12 protein-coding genes are annotated in these 15,810 nt (G+C 44.7%); 4 read left to right on the plus strand and 8 right to left on the minus strand.

Going from position 1 to position 15,810, the window contains the following annotated elements; all coding sequences use genetic code 11:
• The first annotated feature begins 2 nt into the window (after nt 1-2).
• Genes FEM55_RS12695 through FEM55_RS12705 form a run of 3 tightly spaced genes read left to right on the plus strand, consistent with a single transcriptional unit; the run spans nt 3 to nt 3,780 of the window.
• A complete protein-coding gene (locus tag FEM55_RS12695; RefSeq protein WP_138281753.1) occupies nt 3-1,472 on the plus strand; it encodes a RagB/SusD family nutrient uptake outer membrane protein in 1,470 nt (489 codons plus the stop codon).
• Nucleotides 1,473-1,492: 20 nt separating this feature from the next.
• On the plus strand, nt 1,493-2,419 hold the full coding sequence (locus tag FEM55_RS12700; protein WP_138281754.1) for a zinc-binding metallopeptidase: 927 nt from the start codon (nt 1,493-1,495) through the stop codon (nt 2,417-2,419).
• 53 nt (nt 2,420-2,472) lie between these two features.
• Nucleotides 2,473-3,780 carry a DUF4302 domain-containing protein gene (locus FEM55_RS12705; RefSeq protein WP_138281755.1) on the plus strand — a complete coding sequence of 436 codons (1,308 nt, stop codon included), beginning with the start codon at nt 2,473-2,475 and terminating at the stop codon, nt 3,778-3,780.
• Between the two features lie 88 nt (nt 3,781-3,868).
• Here the strand turns inward: FEM55_RS12705 and FEM55_RS12710 are convergent, their stop codons facing one another.
• From FEM55_RS12710 to FEM55_RS12725, 4 genes are all read right to left on the minus strand, one after another.
• Nucleotides 3,869-5,245, minus strand: coding sequence for a RagB/SusD family nutrient uptake outer membrane protein (locus FEM55_RS12710; protein ID WP_138281756.1), 1,377 nt, complete (start codon nt 5,243-5,245; stop codon nt 3,869-3,871).
• A 28-nt stretch (nt 5,246-5,273) separates the two neighbouring features.
• The gene (locus tag FEM55_RS12715) at nt 5,274-8,378 is read right to left on the minus strand and encodes a SusC/RagA family TonB-linked outer membrane protein (RefSeq protein WP_138281757.1); all 3,105 of its coding nucleotides are present in this window, start codon (nt 8,376-8,378) and stop codon (nt 5,274-5,276) included.
• Between the two features lie 214 nt (nt 8,379-8,592).
• Nucleotides 8,593-9,372, minus strand: coding sequence for a glycosyltransferase family 2 protein (locus FEM55_RS12720; protein WP_138281758.1), 780 nt, complete (start codon nt 9,370-9,372; stop codon nt 8,593-8,595).
• Complete coding sequence (locus tag FEM55_RS12725) at nt 9,369-10,619, minus strand: glycosyltransferase family 4 protein (protein WP_138281759.1); 1,251 nt, start codon at nt 10,617-10,619, stop codon at nt 9,369-9,371. Before FEM55_RS12725 ends, FEM55_RS12720 begins: the two co-directional genes overlap by 4 nt.
• A gap of 301 nt (nt 10,620-10,920) precedes the next feature.
• On the opposite strand from FEM55_RS12725, the gene FEM55_RS12730 reads away from it, so the two are divergent.
• A complete protein-coding gene (locus FEM55_RS12730) occupies nt 10,921-11,829 on the plus strand; it encodes a class I SAM-dependent methyltransferase (protein ID WP_138281760.1) in 909 nt (302 codons plus the stop codon).
• A 19-nt stretch (nt 11,830-11,848) separates the two neighbouring features.
• On the opposite strand, the gene FEM55_RS12735 is transcribed toward FEM55_RS12730, so the two are convergent.
• The 4 genes from FEM55_RS12735 to FEM55_RS12750 form a co-directional block, all read right to left on the minus strand.
• Nucleotides 11,849-12,655: an FkbM family methyltransferase gene (locus FEM55_RS12735; RefSeq protein WP_138281761.1), complete on the minus strand. Its 807-nt coding sequence runs from the start codon at nt 12,653-12,655 to the stop codon at nt 11,849-11,851.
• Between the two features lie 15 nt (nt 12,656-12,670).
• The gene (locus tag FEM55_RS12740; RefSeq protein WP_138281762.1) at nt 12,671-13,573 is read right to left on the minus strand and encodes a glycosyltransferase; all 903 of its coding nucleotides are present in this window, start codon (nt 13,571-13,573) and stop codon (nt 12,671-12,673) included.
• 1 nt (nt 13,574) lies between these two features.
• Nucleotides 13,575-14,189 carry a class I SAM-dependent methyltransferase gene (locus FEM55_RS12745; RefSeq protein WP_138281763.1) on the minus strand — a complete coding sequence of 205 codons (615 nt, stop codon included), beginning with the start codon at nt 14,187-14,189 and terminating at the stop codon, nt 13,575-13,577.
• An 89-nt stretch (nt 14,190-14,278) separates the two neighbouring features.
• Nucleotides 14,279-15,799 carry a lipopolysaccharide biosynthesis protein gene (locus FEM55_RS12750; RefSeq protein ID WP_138281764.1) on the minus strand — a complete coding sequence of 507 codons (1,521 nt, stop codon included), beginning with the start codon at nt 15,797-15,799 and terminating at the stop codon, nt 14,279-14,281.
• Between the last annotated feature and the right edge of the window lie 11 nt (nt 15,800-15,810).

The raw sequence follows: 15,810 nt of genomic DNA on the forward strand, positions 1-15,810 counted from the left end.
ATATGAAGAACCAATTTTATAAAAGATTTTTACTGATCATACCCATACTGATCCTTTCAGGCTGTGACGAATTTTTGTCTACAGAACCGGACAGCACGCGGGCTACGATCAGTACGCCGAAACAGGTTTCGCAATTACTTACAACTGCTTATCCACAAGCGAACTATGTTGTATTTGCCGAGTCGATGAGTGACAATGTGAGCGATAAAGGAGTAGGCGAGGACGACAAGACGAACCGGGCTTCGTACCTTTTTCAGAATGTGGAAGCGACTGTGGATGATTCGGATTCGCCTGATCTGTACTGGGCGGAATGCTATCGTGCGATTTCAGTTACAAACCAGGCGCTGGAAATCATTGACAATGTTGAAAATCCGTCCGAATTTTCGGCTCAGCGCGGAGAAGCACTTGTTGCAAGAGCTTATGCGCATTTTATGCTCGTTACTTTTTTCAGCAAGTTTTATGATCCGGCACAGCCGAACACCAATCCCGGCATTCCGTATGTAACCAAGCCGGAAACTGTTGTGCTTGAAAAATATGAAAGAAAAACAGTAGCCTACGTTTATGAAATGATTGAAAAGGATCTGCTGGAAGGATTGCCTTTAATTAGTGACGGTTCCTATACGGTTCCCAAGTATCATTTTAACCGTGCGGCTGCATATGCATTTGCCACCCGTTTTTATCTGGTCAAAAAGGATTATGCAAAAGTAGTGCAGTACGCCGATCAGGCTTTTTCAGGAGGCAGTATCGGTGATTATCTGAGGCCGTGGAACACGACCTATGCGTCCATGTCGCCGGCAGAACTGAACAATATTTTTTCAAGGGCAAGTGAGAATGCCAATCTTTTGCTGATAGAAACCGCTTCTACTGTTGGCCGGTTTGTAGCCCGGTACAGATATGGAATGACGTATCAAAAATGGCTTGAAATATCTTCGGGGGACGGAATCATTGCAGGCGGAGCAAACTGGGCTTATCCATTATATTATCAGGGTGATAACAATTATTTTATTCCGAAATTGTCAGAGTATTTTGTACGCGAATCCGTGAATGCTGAAATTGGTATCGCCTATGTGATGCTACCGGCATTTACAGCCGAAGAAGTCTTGTTCAACCGTGCCGAAGCCAACGCATATCTTGGAAATTCAGCTGCTGCTCTTGCTGATTTAAACGTATTTGCGAGTAAAAGAGTAAGTAATTACAAGGCATCAACGCATGTAATTACGGCAGCCAGTATCCGCAGTTTTTTCGGAACTTCCAATGTAAGACAAGGTTTGATCAATACCATTTTGGCTTTTAAAAGAATTGAATTCGTTCAGGAAGGAATGCGATGGTTTGACATTCAGCGATACGGCATTGAAGTGGAACATGAAACAGTAATGGGTTCAGTTATAACAGTTTCCGCCAATGATCCGAGGCGCGTTGTGCAGATACCGCAGTTTGCTACGGTTTCAGGAATAAAACAGAACGATAGATAAAATTTTGAAATTATTGCAATATGATTTTTAACAAAATACCCGGGCTTTTCTTTGCTGCATTGCTGATGAGCTTTGTATTGAGTGGCTGCAAAGAAGAGGAAATAGGCGAAGTGGATGATATATCCGGCCTTGGCGGCGTTGAATGGGCTCAGGGTCCGCTGGACAAATGGATACTGGACAGTCTGGTAATGCCTTATAACATTTCAGCCAAATACAAATGGGACCAGTTTGAATTCGGGAATATCACAAAAAACCTCGTGCCGCCGGATGAAGCGCAGGTTGTGCCATTATTAAGCGCCATTAAAAGGGGATGGGCCGCTCCGTACGTTGAAGAAGCCGGAAAAGTGTTTTTTAACAAGTATTCGCCCAAGTTCTTCATTCTTTCCGGAAGCAACGAGTTCAATACCAACGGAACCGTAACGCTGGGAACAGCCGAAGGCGGACGCAAGGTGATTCTGTACGGCGTAAACCTTTTCAAGGTAAAAGGAATGCCTGAATACAATGCGGTAAGAGATTCTTCTTTTGTTAAGCAATGGTTTTTTCAGACGATACATCATGAATTTGGCCATATCCTGCATCAAACCGTATTGTATCCTGTGGAGTATAAAAGCATAAGTGCTGGCGTATATCAGGGCGGTAACTGGATCAACTGGGACGATGCATACGCACGCAGAAACGGGTTTATTACCGCTTACAGCTCTTCCAGCTTTGATGAGGATTTTGTTGAAATGATTGCCATCATGCTGATTGAAGGCAAGGCGGGTTTCGATAAAATGGTTAATGAAATTCCGGAAGGAACCAGCGAACAGGGTGTAACGCGCGCTCAGGCACAGGCTGCGCTGAGACAAAAAGAAGCGATCGTTGTGGCATACTATAAGAATACGTGGAAAATTGATTTTTACAGCCTTCAGACCAAGGTCAGAAAATCCATGAACACGCTTTTCTAACAGAATTATCAAGTACCTTTTTGCAAGCTATTCCAATTACAAAATTATCCCGGATGAAAAAGTCCATTTTATATCTGCTGTTTTTAAGTACTGCTTTCTTTTCCTGCGAAAACAAAGACGATACCGTTTTTGAAGAAACAGCGGACGTTCGCATCAATGCCGCTCTTGCATCTTATGAAAAACAGCTGGTGGAAGCGCCGTATGGATGGAATGCCGTCGTTTATCCGGCACTCGGAGGTAGTTATGGCTTTTATTTCAAATTTGACGACAAGAACCGCGTGGTCATGTATTCGGATTTCAGCAATGAAGCGGCGGCGACTTCCAAGGAAAGCAGTTACCGGCTGAAAGCCATGCAAACACCCACTCTGATTTTTGACACGTATTCCTATCTTCATGTGCTTGCAGATCCTGACCGGGATGTAAATGGAGGTGTAACGGGAGTAGGGCTTGGTGCGGATTTCGAGTTCAGCATTTTTCCGGATTCTGTGAAAACGGATGTGATTTCACTGGTTGGAAGAAAAAACCAGAGCCGGCTTGTGCTGACAAAAGCCACGCAGGAACAATCGGCTGCATACCTGAAAGGTGATCTTGCAAAAGGATTGTTGTTTAATAATATAGAAAAATATCAGACTTATTTCAAGCGTGTAACACTAGGCGGTGTAGCGTATGAAATAACAGCGAACCCCATTGCCAGAACAATGAAGCTGACATGGCTGGACGGCAATGCGCCAAAGACTTTTACAACCAATTATTACTATACTTCGTCAGGTATTGCTTTTGTTTCTCCGCTGACAAACGGCGCACAAACCATCTCCGGTTTCAGTAATATAACCTGGAATGCAGCCACTCTTCAGCTCGGCGTTTCGGCCGGCGGTTCCACGGCTATTGTACAAAGTGCGGCAAAACCCTTGTCAGTGGATGCAGGCGCCGCAAAAAGATGGTGGCAGTCTCCGATAGAGTCGGGCGGTGAATGGCGGTCGGACAGTGCATTTCACGTAAACGGAGCGGACGATGCCTATAATGTCAGTTCGTTGAAAGTTGATCAGGGATTTTATGTGTTTTACGTTTATCAGCCGGGAATTAATCCTAAATACGACTTGTTTGGGCCTGCATTTGTTGTAGGTAATGCATTGACACTGGAATATGCCGATGCACCAGCGACGCCAACCTTTGCAGCTGACGGAAGAATAATTTTTACCAAGTACGGCACATTCGGAGAATTCCCGAAAACAGGACCGGCGGTAAGCACATCCAATTTGCTGTTTGATACCAGCGGTTATTATATGGTTCAGACCTCGGCAACAACTTACGATATGATCAGTGCCAAAGATGCCAAATCCTGGATAAGCTGGTACAGATAATAATTTGTAAAAGATACTACAACAAAAAATCACTTCCGTAAAGAAGTGATTTTTTGTTGTTCAGTAAATTATTTAAAACGCAGTATTCCTAGTTATAACCTTCATTCTGAACTAGTTTCGGGTTCACATCGATTTCACGCTGCGGAAGTGGAAGAATAAGTTTCGGCGAGTTGTACGGCAGCGTTCCGACGTTGCCTTTGTTGCGTTTGATGTCGTATAAAGTATGACCTTCAAAAGCAAGTTCAAGATGACGTTCCTTCAAGATGGATGCCAGCGTAACGGTTGTTGCCGGTTTCAGCTTTGCACGGGTCCGGATCACATTGATATCTGCCAGCGGAGTCGCACCGATTGCCGTTCCCAGGCGGAAATTGGCTTCCGCACGCGTCAGATACATTTCCGCAAGCCGGAATACAAGCACATTGGTAAAAGTGTCCAGATATTTCCGTGTAAATGTATTGTTCGTCGGAGTTATAAAGAAAGTTCCTCTGACATCGCCAGGCTCATAAAGGCTGATATGCTTTGGCAGTATCCGGATGTCACCGCGTCCGGAAGTACCCGGAATGTCGGAAATGGTTGTTCCAAAGAAAGTAGTCATATCATTGACTCCGTCCTGCTGCGTAACAATCATGGAAAATATATATTCTCCGGGATTCGCACCGCCGTTGTTCAGAAACGTGTTGAACAGATCTTCAAAGTTTTCTTCAAGAGCAAATTCACCGGAGGAAATTACTTCATTGGCTTCATCGCGTGCCCCTGCAAAATTGGACTGCATCAGGTAAACGCGTGAAAGCTGGGCAGAAGCGGCATACTTGGTGGCATAATTGGTGTTGGTTTCAGGCAGCAGCGTTTTAGCCGCAGTAAGGTCTTCCATAACCTGCGCATACACTTCTGCAACTGAATTCCTCGGGATATCATTGGACTCTGTCACCACGCGTGTTGGTGTAAGTACAATCGGGACGCCCGGATTGGAAGCATTATCGCCGTCGCCCCAGGTTTTTGCAAATAATTTTACAAGTTCAAAATAAACAGACCCGCGAATAAACTTTGCTTCGCCTTCTACACGTGCACGTTTGTCTTCGTCCACTTTATCCAGTGCCGAAAGGACGTTGTTGCAGCGATTGATGGTTATGTAAGAGTCCCGCCAGGTTGCCGCTGCGGTAACATTGGCAGTCGTAATTTCCTTGTTATACATTTCAAGCAAATTCTGGAAAGTTCCTCCAAATCCCAGTTCGCCACTGTTGCCCAGCAGTTCCGATGCATACTGAAATGCGCCTCCGTAAACATCTATGTCCTGCAAGGCATCATAACATCCGATTAAAGTCACTTCTACGTCGCGGGAAGTACTTAGTGCCTGACTTTCATCAATACTTTGTGTTGGCTGTACATCCAGTTTGTTATTACAGCCAATGGTGAAAAACAATCCGGCGGATAAAGCCAGGGAATATATAAATACTTTCTTTTTCATATTTCTTTAATAATTAAACCTGATGCTTTTAGAAACCAATGTTGACGCCCAGCAGTAGTGTACGCGGCTGAGGGGCTGTGTAGAAGTCATTTCCAAGCGCAAATTTCAAATCCCTTTCACTCATGTCATCCGTATTTACTTCGGGGTCCCAGCCTTTGTAATTGGTAAAAGTTGCAAGGTTCAATGCTGAAACATAAATGCGTATGCGATCCATTTTGATACGGCTGACAAGGCTGGACGGAAGGTTATATCCCAATGTCATTGTGCGAAGGCGGAGATAGGAGCCATCATAGATATAGCGTGTTGACGCCTGATTGCCATTTCCACGGTAAAAACGTGCTTCCGGAACATTTGTGTTCGGATTTTGCGGCGTCCACGCATTCAGCTGATCGGCAGTCTGGTTATCTTCATAAATCCCGTTTGCAGAAGAATACTGGCCTACACCGTAAAAGTTGATTTTATTTCCTGCAACGCCGTTAAAAAATATGTTCAGATCAAATCCTTTATAAGAGAAAGTATTCGTAATACCTCCTACAAATTTCGGGTTCGGATTGCCTGCAGCTACGCGGGTAGCACTGTTATAACCATTGTTTGTTACGGTTGTACGATCCACTGTTCCGTCCGGATTGGGTGTGTTTTTATAGAAAAGCGCGTCTCCGTTTGCAGGATCAACACCTGCATACTCTACAGTATAAAAAACACCGACCGGCTGTCCTTCCATAACACGGCTCATATTCCTCATTCCTCCTTCAATGATTTGTCCCTGAATGTCAACAACCTTATTCTTGTTATTTGCAACATTGAAGGAAGTGTTCCATTTGAATGCGCCTACAAGGTTCTGTGTGTTCAGTACGAGTTCAAAGCCTTTGTTTTCCAGTTTTCCAACGTTGGCAACCTGAGTAGAGAAACCGGTTGTATTTGGAACGTTTACTTCCAGTAAAAGCCCGTTGGTCTTTTTTACATAATAATCAATTTCACCATTGATTCGGTTGTTGAAAAATCCAAAATCAATACCAAAATCGGTTTGCTTTGTGGTTTCCCATCTCAGATCAGGGTTGCTAAGCTGTGAAGGCCGCTGTCCGGCTGCTCCTGCATAACCTGCATCTCCTGCATACAAGCCCAACTGCGGGAAATCACCGATTTCCGAATTACCCGTTGAACCGTAACTTCCTCTGAATTTAAGAAAGCTTATGATGTTGTTGTTTTTAAGAAAGCTCTCTTCGGTAAGAACCCAGCCGGCGGATACAGACGGGAAAAATCCATAGCGGGAGTTTACCCCAAACCTGGAAGAACCATCTATACGCGCGCTTGCTGATAACAGGTATTTATCTGAAAACTTGTAATTCAGACGTGCAAAATAAGACAGGAACCGGAAATTCGTTTCGGTTGAAGATCCGTCCGATTTGGTAGCGGCACTGGCAATTTTTTTGTAAGAATCCGATGGGAACTGGGTTCCTGCAATATAGCTGTACTTCGTCTGCGACTGCTGATAGGACATACCCAATGTCGCTCCGAAGGAATGAGCATTGTGTATCTTGTCATAGGAGATGAAGTTATTGGTATTGTAATTGGTAACGAAAGTAGCATAATTCTCACCCAGACCACTGCTTGCATTGCTTACATTGCGGATATTCTGGCTTTGCCAGTAACCTTCCTCATTCTGGTTCAAAAGGTCAATACCAAGCTCACTGCGGAATTTCAGATCTTTAGTAAAGTTAATCTGAGCATATGCATTGGTAAGGTTCCGGAAAGAAGTAGCTACATAGCTTGCATACTGAATTGAAATCATTGGATTAAAATACAAGGGCACATTTACATCGCCCGGAGGCGTTCCGGTAGGCAAGCCCGTTTCAGGATCGGTAAACGGCGTCAACGGCGTAAGTGCTGCCATCTGCAATGGATTTGAAAAAGCATTATCTCCCGGCAAACGCTTGTTATTGGTACGCGCAAGTCCCATGGATAATCCGATCTGCAACCAGTCATATGCCTGATGATCCAGGTTCATACGGGCTGAAAGACGATCCAGTTTGTTGCCGATGATGGTACCTTTCTGATCAAGGTATTGGCCTGACAAAAAGAACTTTGTTTTTTCTGTTCCGCCGTTTAGCTGAAAGTCGAGTTGCTGCATCGGGCCTTTCTGAAATGCCTGATCCTGCCATAAATATTCCTTTTGATTTGGCGTATTGTAAGTACCAAGGCTGTAATATTCAAGAAATCCGCCAGGACCCAGCATGTATTGGGTGTAAGAATCCGGATCCGTTGTCTCAACGCCATCAATACGATCACGATTATTGGCGGCCATGGTATAAAACTTCACATACTGCTCAGCATTCAGGAAGTCAACGCGTCTTGTGGCTTTGGATGAACCCAGCTGGTAATTGATGCTTACGTTGGTTTTTCCGGCTTTTCCGCGTTTTGTTGTGATGAGCACCACGCCGTTTGCAGCACGGGAACCATAAATGGCACCTGCAGAAGCGTCTTTCAGTATTTCAATGGATTCAATATCATTGGAGTTGATATCGGATAAAGGATTGGTCGCGCCTCCGTTATTGCTCAGGTCCGAGGTCGTGATCGGCATGCCGTCCACCACGTATAACGGCTGGCTGCTTGCGCTGATGGATGAATTACCCCGGATACGCACATTAATTCCCTGACCCAGTTTTCCCGAACCGCTGTTTACATAAACTCCGGCCGCACGTCCCTGCAAGGCAGCATCCACGCTCGCAACGGGCATGTTCTGGATTTCAGTGCCTTTTACCTGCGCAATGTTTCCGGTAAGGTCGCGCTTGATCTGCGAGCCGAAACCGGTAACAACCACTTCGCTCAGATTGCGCGAATCGCTTGCAAGCTTTACGTCGATGACGGTCTGGCTGCCTACGGTTATTTCCTGTGAAAGCATTCCTACAAAGCTGAACACAAGTACAGAACCATTTGATGGCACACTGATGGAATACGTTCCGTCGGCATCCGTCTGTGTGCCTGTTGTGGACCCTTTGAGCTGGACCGTAGCACCCGGCAGTGCAGAATCTTCATCGTCAGATGTAACTTTTCCGGTTATCTGCACACTCTGCCCATAAGCGGACAGCCATGCACTTAACAAGCAGAAAATTACAGGTAGCAAAAATTTTTTCATAATTGTTAGATTTGGTTATTTGCTTTTATTATAAAACAAATATATCTCTATTGGTATAACAACCAAATGTTGTAATAAGATATTTGCTAATATCCCTTTTTTTATTACAATATAATTTTATGAAAAACGATTGCCGTGTTCGTTGGCGGGAATGAAGAAATCTCAGAAATAACGCTATTTCAGGGTTTCTTCCATATTTGAAAAATTGGATTATTTACCAATACCGGCCATTGCGGCGGGCAAACTGAAACCCTCTCTGGAAAATGAGCACATGATTGAAAAGGGCAGGAAAGAGGCCGAAATGCTTGCGCAGCACATGAAACCTGTCCATCAGCGAGCGACGGTGATTTTTGACAGAAATGCCGCCCATCAGATATTTGCAAAGAAGGAAATCAAGGTACTGCACTTGATCTGAACGTTTCAGGATTTGTATTTCCCAGTCAATGTCCGCGCTGAGATTCTGGTCATCGTAATAAGGCGCAATTTCTCTTTTTGCAATAAAAGCCTGATGGCAAACTTTCATTCCGAATGCAAAATCCTGCCATTTCAGGTTTTTCGGAAGATCGTGCGGTGTGAACCGGCTTCTGAGTCCCACTTCACTTCCATCGTCTTTGACAAGCATGGCATCGCTGTAATACACATCCGCCTGGCTTTCAAAACTCAGGAAAAGCTTTTCCAGGACATTTACATTGTAAATTTCATCACCCGCATTCAGAAACCAGATGTATTTTCCGGTCGCACGTGCAAGTCCTTTGTTCATGGCGTCGTAAAGTCCGCGGTCAGGTTCCGAAACGATCCGGGAAATAATCGGTTTGTATTTCGCGGCAATCTGCAGCGTTCCGTCCGTTGAATTTCCGTCAATAATCAGGTATTCTGTTTCAAATGCACGTTCTGTATCTTGCAAAGCCTGTTCAACGCTTTTCAGCGTCCGTTCCAGAAAGCGTTCTGCGTTGTACGTAATCGTGATGATTGTAAGTTGCGGTGTCTCGTTCATCGTGCAAGTAAAGACTGATATAATTCCTCATACCGGCGGGCAATAACATTTTCTGCATACGAGCGGATTACTTTTTCACGCGCAAGCCGTGACAATGAATAACCGGTATTGTTATCCATAATCCATTGCATTCCTTCCGCAAGCGAATCGGACGATCCTGCTTCTGAAACATAGCCATTCACTTTATGGTCGATCATTTCAGGAATGCCGCCCGTATTGAATCCTGCGACCGGCGTTCCGCAGGCCATTGCTTCCATAATCGTATTGGGCAAATTGTCTTCAAGCGACGGAACGGCAATCATATCCGCTGCATTGTAGGCATTTACAAGTTCCTGCTGATCCGATATTTTACCCAGATAATGAACGTTCGCCGGAAATCCGGTAAAGTTTTCCGGGCGTGATTTACCCAGAACAAGCACTTCAGTTTCCATGGAATTGCGGTTCAGCTTTGCAATAGCGTCTTTGAAAAAGGAAAATCCCTTTCGCGGGTCCTGCGTGTTGGCGCCGGCAAAAAGAACCAGTTTTTTATCCATCGGTAAATTCAGCCTGGCACGTATTTCTGACTTGTCCAATGAAGTAAACAAATCCGTATCAATGCAGTTCGGAATACTTTGAGCCTGTATATTTTGGGTTAAAGCGGCATTCTTTACCATATTATCCAGCCAATGGCTTGGCGATACAAGTGCCAGTTTTGCGTTGCCGTACATGGATCTTTTACGTTCAAACTGTGCAAATGACAAATCATACGCTTCCGGCCTGGCAAGAAACGGGCAGTAACGGCAATGCGAAAGAAAATTTTCACATCCCTTGCTGTAATGGCAGCCGCCGGTAAACGTCCACATATCATGCAAAGTCCATACAATCGGTTTGCCCAGTGAAAACAGCTTTTCAAGAGAATAAAGCGACAGGAACCCGAAATTGATCCAGTGAAGGTGAATAATGTCCGCTTGCTGAACCAATGGATGCATATGGATATCAGTGCCGATTAAGGCCGGCGAAAATGCAAACCTGACACTTTTATCTTTTTCGTAAGGTAAAAAAAATGCCCTTTCCGCAACAAACCGCATCCATGCTTTTCGTGCCTGCCATTTGGTGTTCGCCAGTCCGTGCACGCCATTTTCTTCCTGCTGAACTGTCGGTACAAGCATATTGGAATCGAATCCCGAACGGAGCAATGCCCTGTGCAGCCGGGTTGCTGCAACGCCGGCTCCGCCTTCCAGATGAAAAGTACTCAGGTGAAGCACCATTTGAATTTACTGCTTGTGTCCGGAAATGAGCGGCCGGTTTACAGTTCAGTTTTGACATCTGCAAACGAAGGTTTCATCACTTCCGGGTAATTGGAATGTACTTATTGCGGTAAAATTAAATAGTTCTGCGGTTATATAAGTAGCTGCTGGCAATTAGCTTTGAACAGTTATAACAAAGGGCAAATTGTAAAAACTAAAAATCTCAACTAATTTTAAGCAAATACTTGATTTTTATAGCTTCAAACTATCTTTATCAGAAATTAAGTGTTTCAGTAACAATACTCAACGAAAAATCAATCTGATGCTCAACGAAAAACGGAGTTATGAGGCGCATTCCGGCTGGTATGATGTACAGTACGCTTCGAAGGAAGCGAAGGATAAAGCCATTGAGCTGTGGGAATATGACGAGGCAAACAAGACTATCAATTACTGGATTCATCATCGCTTGCTGGATCTTACCGAACCGTTTGTGCATGAGAAAAAATCGTGGCTTACAGTTGGGGACGGTTACGGATTTGATGCCAATTATTTTTTCAGAAAAGGGCTCGACGTAACTGCAACGGATATTTCCGGAACATTTCTTCCCTTATCGCAGTCGCATGGATTTTTTGAAAAATACTCGGTTGAGAACGTTGAAAAGCTGAGTTTTGAAGACAACAGTTTTGATTATATTTTCTGCAAGGAAGCATATCACCATTTTCCGCGTCCGTACCTCGGCGTGTATGAAATGCTGCGCGTTGCGCGCGAAGCCGTCATACTGATCGAGCCGCACGATCCGATATCCAAAATGCCTTTACTGCTGGCTCTAAGAAACATTTTTGACCGGTTCGATACTTCCCTTTTACAGAAATACTGGAAAAACAGGTATTCTTTTGAAGAGGTCGGGAATTACGTTTTCAAGCTTTCCGAGCGTGAAATGGACAAGCTTGCCAACGGGATCGGACTTCCGATGGTTGCTTTCAAGGGTATCAACAATAATTATTACCATCCGGCTTCCAACAAGGAAAAAGCGGACGATTCTTCACAGGCATTCCGCAAGATAAAACGGAAACTGGCCGTTCATGACCTGCTTACCAAACTTTCGTTAATGCCTTCGCAAGTGCTTTGTGCTGTTATTTTCAAGAAAATCCCTTCACAGGAAACGATGGAAGTTATGAAAAAAGAAGGTTTTCAGATTCATGTTTTTCCGCCGAATCCTTATGCCAGATAATCTGAAGTAACGTTCATTTTTATTCCCGCCAGCCAAAAATATTCAGCTGCAGATCCATGGAATCGTTTCCCCGGTAACGATGGTTTGCAAATGGCCGTGTGCGGTGCTGATTGGTGTCAATAAAGTACCGGAACCCGTTTTCTTCAAAGATTTTGATGGTTTCGGCCAGTCCCTGCGGATTTCCGATGTAGGAATGGAATTCAACAAAAAGGTTCTGAACATGTCCGAGGTTTTCGCGGCAGTCGGCAAGAACCTGCTGCTCTGCGCCTTCAATATCTATTTTCAGAAAATCAATCCTTTTTTCTGCCAGTAAAAAATCTTTTAAACGGATTGAAGGGATTTTCTTTTTGTCTGAGTTCGAAAAAATGGAAGAAGAATCAGCTGCTTCGCTTCCAAACCAGACGCCGTTTTCATCCGTCCATACTGCCTTGTCAATTATGTTCACGCCGCTGATTTGATTGACATTCAGATTTTCACGCAGCAAAGAGGCAATTTCAGGTTCGGCTTCAAATGCAACAATTCTTGATTCCGGATATAGTTCCTTGAAATACAAAATGCTCATTCCGACATTGGCGCCGCAGTCCAGAATGACCGGTTCGGCATCCGGTGCCTGGAAAAAGTAGAATTCATCCGCAAAGATTTCCTTGTACTGCCACAAAAACGACATACTATCCGGTACCTTAAGTTTGAACCTGCTGAACTGTACCGGCGTAAGCACATGCCTTTTGCTGTTTCCATACTGCAACAGCAACCTTAAAAACGCACGACTGGAGGTTGTACGCAAGGAATGATAAGGTTCTTTAAGCAAATAGCGAAGCCAGTACATATTGAATTTCTTTATTCAGATCCCGTATTTGATCCGGTTTTTGATTTTTAAATAAAAAGGAAGTTGGTAATAACGGCGAAAAGCATTGATGACGTCCGCATCCGGTTGTAACAATGGATCAAACAGGACTTTGCCCGCGCTCATTTCACTTTCGTAATAACCCGTTTTAAAGGTAAAATTGGTTCCGCTTCCGTCCGTTCCGATGTTTTTTATCTTGGATTTGACCGGATATACGCCGTATGCGCTGTTTTTGAACTGGCTGTAAGTCCAGCGGATAGCCCAGGAATCAATCGTGCCGAGCTGCTGCTTGGCGAGCATGGGCCAGAGGTCTTCACCGCCTTGTGTAAACGCCTGTTTTTTACCCGGATCTTTTTTCAGCGAATCAAAATCATTTACATCCCAGTCCGCGTGCTGCCATCTGGATTTCCACGTTCCCCATCCCCACGAACTTGCTCGCGGCGCGAGATACAGATCGTGCCTGTAAGCGGCAGGAACTTCGATAGGCGGGCTGTAAGCAGTAACCGAAAAAATATCTTTTCTTTCCTGATAAATATGCAGCGCTTCATTCATGAAGGTGAGGAAATCGGGCGTAGTAAGCATGTCATCTTCCAGCACAATGATTTTTTCATATTTTTCCAGAACGTCGCTCACGCCTTTTATCACCGATTTGGCCAGACCGTTATTTTTTTCTGCTGCAATTACCTTTACACTTTTAAATCCTTTTAAGTCGGCAATGTAATTTCTTATGTCTGCAATAAAAGGCTCATCCGGCGGCAATTTCGGGCCGTCGGAATAAATAATCAGTTCACTTTGAGAAGCAAGTAAATTAAGCTGCAGGGATTCGATGGTCTGGCGCAGATGCCAGGGACGATTGTAGCAAAACAGCACGACAGGAGCAAGGTTTCCGGACAGGCTCATTTCAGCTTTTGTAAGCATCAATAATCAGCGAAGTATAACCGAGTTTGCCGTTCTGGTTGCGGCTGTCATGGTCTGCGGAACGGCGGATCATGCCGTCTTCAGGTTTCCACGGCGCTTTGTGAAATTGTCCGTTTTCATCAAAGTATTCCAGCAGTTTCACCGTATACCCGATTTCCTGAAGAAAGCCGGACATCAGCTTGTAATTGTACAGGATTTTATGGTCGTCTGCGCCGTTCCCGGTGCCGCCCGGCTTGACATAATTAATGTACTCTTCGCTCGGATTAAAGCCGTCCGGAACGGCAACGCGTAAAAAGCCGCCGGGTTTGAGATACGTGTAGCAATGCTGGAATGCCTGTTTTCCTTCCGCTTCCGTAAGATGTTCCCAAACGTGCTCAGCCAGGATCCTGTCAATGGAATTTTCTTCAAAATATTTTTCCCAGTCACTCTTTTTCAACAGGTTGAGCGTTTCAATATCGGAATGTATCCAGCCCTTGTAAAGCGAAAACATGGAGCCTACAACCATATTTACCGGTTTGGTACGATCATACGTCATCAGCTGATACAAGCTGAAAGGCTGTTTTAAAATACCGGCAACAATTTTCTGCGTTAGCGACATCGGAATAAATATTGAATGATAAAACGGCGTGTAAATGGCTGTTTTATTTTCCCAAAGATAGTAAAAGTTAAAATGGCAAAAGGCCGGCCTTATTTCATTTTCAAAAAGCTTGCTTTTACAAGGTTCCAGCCCGAGCGAAAGCCGCCGCTGATATCTTCCGAAACATTCCAGAGCAAAATTCCGCCTCCGAACAGGAACGTGATCAGCAGTGATTTTGCAAACATGACCGCAAGCGATTCCGGAAGAATTCCATTTGCAGGCTCGGGCACGAAGGAAGCCGCAAGGTAAGTCATCATGGCAAGAACAATGACTTTCAGCGTGCCCGTTGTAAACGGCTGAATGCCCATTTTGTATTTGATAAAAAGCAGTTTGACCACGTTATAGGTTACGGTTGCAAAAAGTGCCGCCGCCGCTGCGCCGTTGTAGCCGTAAAGCGGAATGAGAAACTGGCTGCTTAAAAGAATGAGCGCCGTAAAAAAAAGCATGAAAACAATGTCGAAACGGTAAAAACGGGAATTGGTCAGTATCTCGGAATTCAGGCCCGTCATCATATCCGCAATCCTTGAAATGCCGACCATCAACACAACCCATTTGCCTTGTGAATAGATGTCTGATTTGGGTATAAGCCCGAAAATGGCATCGATATTGCACCAGATTCCGAGAAAAAGGAAAGAACCGATGATAAAAAGGTTAAGCGATGATTTCTTGTAAATCGTATCAATATGCGCCAGATCATTTCTCCCATACGCTTCTGAAATAATCGGTGCGCTGATCATGACAATGCTGTTCCGCGGGATGGAAATAACCAGTGCGATACGCGATGCTATGTCAAAAATGGCCGTATTGCCAAGTCCGCCTTTAAAGGCTGGCAAAAGCACTTTTTCGATATGCGGAAGCAGCGCTGCACTGGCTCCGCCCAGCAAAACCCACAACCCGTAGCGGTACATTTCGGAAAATGCAGGATGTTTTATAAACCCGAAGTCAAGCGAGGTATACAAACGTTTCTGGAAATAAAGGTAAATCAGCATGGCAACAATGGCCAGCGCATAGCTGACGACCGTAAGATTGACCATGGTGTCAAAAGAAATGATCTTGAAGCCGAAAAGAATGACGACAAGGCTGTTGGCCAGACGCAGTCCGACTTCCCGGATCAAGGAAGGAACGGCAATGCGCAGATTGATCCTCGAATAGGATTCCAGCGCCAGCAGATAAACCATACCGACCGTCAGCGGAATGAAAACATAATAATACCGGACGAGCATCGGAGAATGATCCAGATAAAATTTCAGGTAAAGCGGCTTGAACAGAAGATAAAGGATCACAAAAGCCGCCAGCCCGGCCAGCGGCGTAACGATAATGAAAGTGAAAAGCTGCCTGCGCGATGCATGATCCTGAAACCGGCTGTGAAAACGTACGGCCACGGAAGGAACGCCAAGCAGCGCAAATGACATGTAAATGACCGGAAATGTAAGCAGCGTGGAAGCATAAAGGCCCAGTTGTTCCTGCGTAAGAAACTGGTTATAAAGTATCAGGATATTGAAAATGCCGATAATAACCCCGATGTAAGAAACAATGGAGCTTTTAAATCCCTGACGTACGATAATCCCCATTGAGGTACTAC

Source organism: Dyadobacter sediminis, assembly GCF_005860765.1.
In the GTDB taxonomy this organism is placed as follows: Bacteria; Bacteroidota; Bacteroidia; order Cytophagales; family Spirosomataceae; genus Dyadobacter; species Dyadobacter sediminis.

Bases quoted from the DNA above. Each gene is read 5' to 3' on its own strand.
- FEM55_RS12695 (WP_138281753.1), top strand. From the start codon at position 3: ATGAAGAACCAATTTTATAAAAGATTTTTACTGATCATACCCATACTG.
- FEM55_RS12700 (WP_138281754.1), top strand. From the start codon at position 1,493: ATGATTTTTAACAAAATACCCGGGCTTTTCTTTGCTGCATTGCTGATG.
- FEM55_RS12705 (WP_138281755.1), top strand. From the start codon at position 2,473: ATGAAAAAGTCCATTTTATATCTGCTGTTTTTAAGTACTGCTTTCTTT.
- FEM55_RS12710 (WP_138281756.1), bottom strand. From the start codon at position 5,245: ATGAAAAAGAAAGTATTTATATATTCCCTGGCTTTATCCGCCGGATTG.
- FEM55_RS12715 (WP_138281757.1), bottom strand. From the start codon at position 8,378: ATGAAAAAATTTTTGCTACCTGTAATTTTCTGCTTGTTAAGTGCATGG.
- FEM55_RS12720 (WP_138281758.1), bottom strand. From the start codon at position 9,372: ATGAACGAGACACCGCAACTTACAATCATCACGATTACGTACAACGCA.
- FEM55_RS12725 (WP_138281759.1), bottom strand. From the start codon at position 10,619: ATGGTGCTTCACCTGAGTACTTTTCATCTGGAAGGCGGAGCCGGCGTT.
- FEM55_RS12730 (WP_138281760.1), top strand. From the start codon at position 10,921: ATGCTCAACGAAAAACGGAGTTATGAGGCGCATTCCGGCTGGTATGAT.
- FEM55_RS12735 (WP_138281761.1), bottom strand. From the start codon at position 12,655: ATGTACTGGCTTCGCTATTTGCTTAAAGAACCTTATCATTCCTTGCGT.
- FEM55_RS12740 (WP_138281762.1), bottom strand. From the start codon at position 13,573: ATGAGCCTGTCCGGAAACCTTGCTCCTGTCGTGCTGTTTTGCTACAAT.
- FEM55_RS12745 (WP_138281763.1), bottom strand. From the start codon at position 14,189: ATGTCGCTAACGCAGAAAATTGTTGCCGGTATTTTAAAACAGCCTTTC.
- FEM55_RS12750 (WP_138281764.1), bottom strand. From the start codon at position 15,799: ATGGGGATTATCGTACGTCAGGGATTTAAAAGCTCCATTGTTTCTTAC.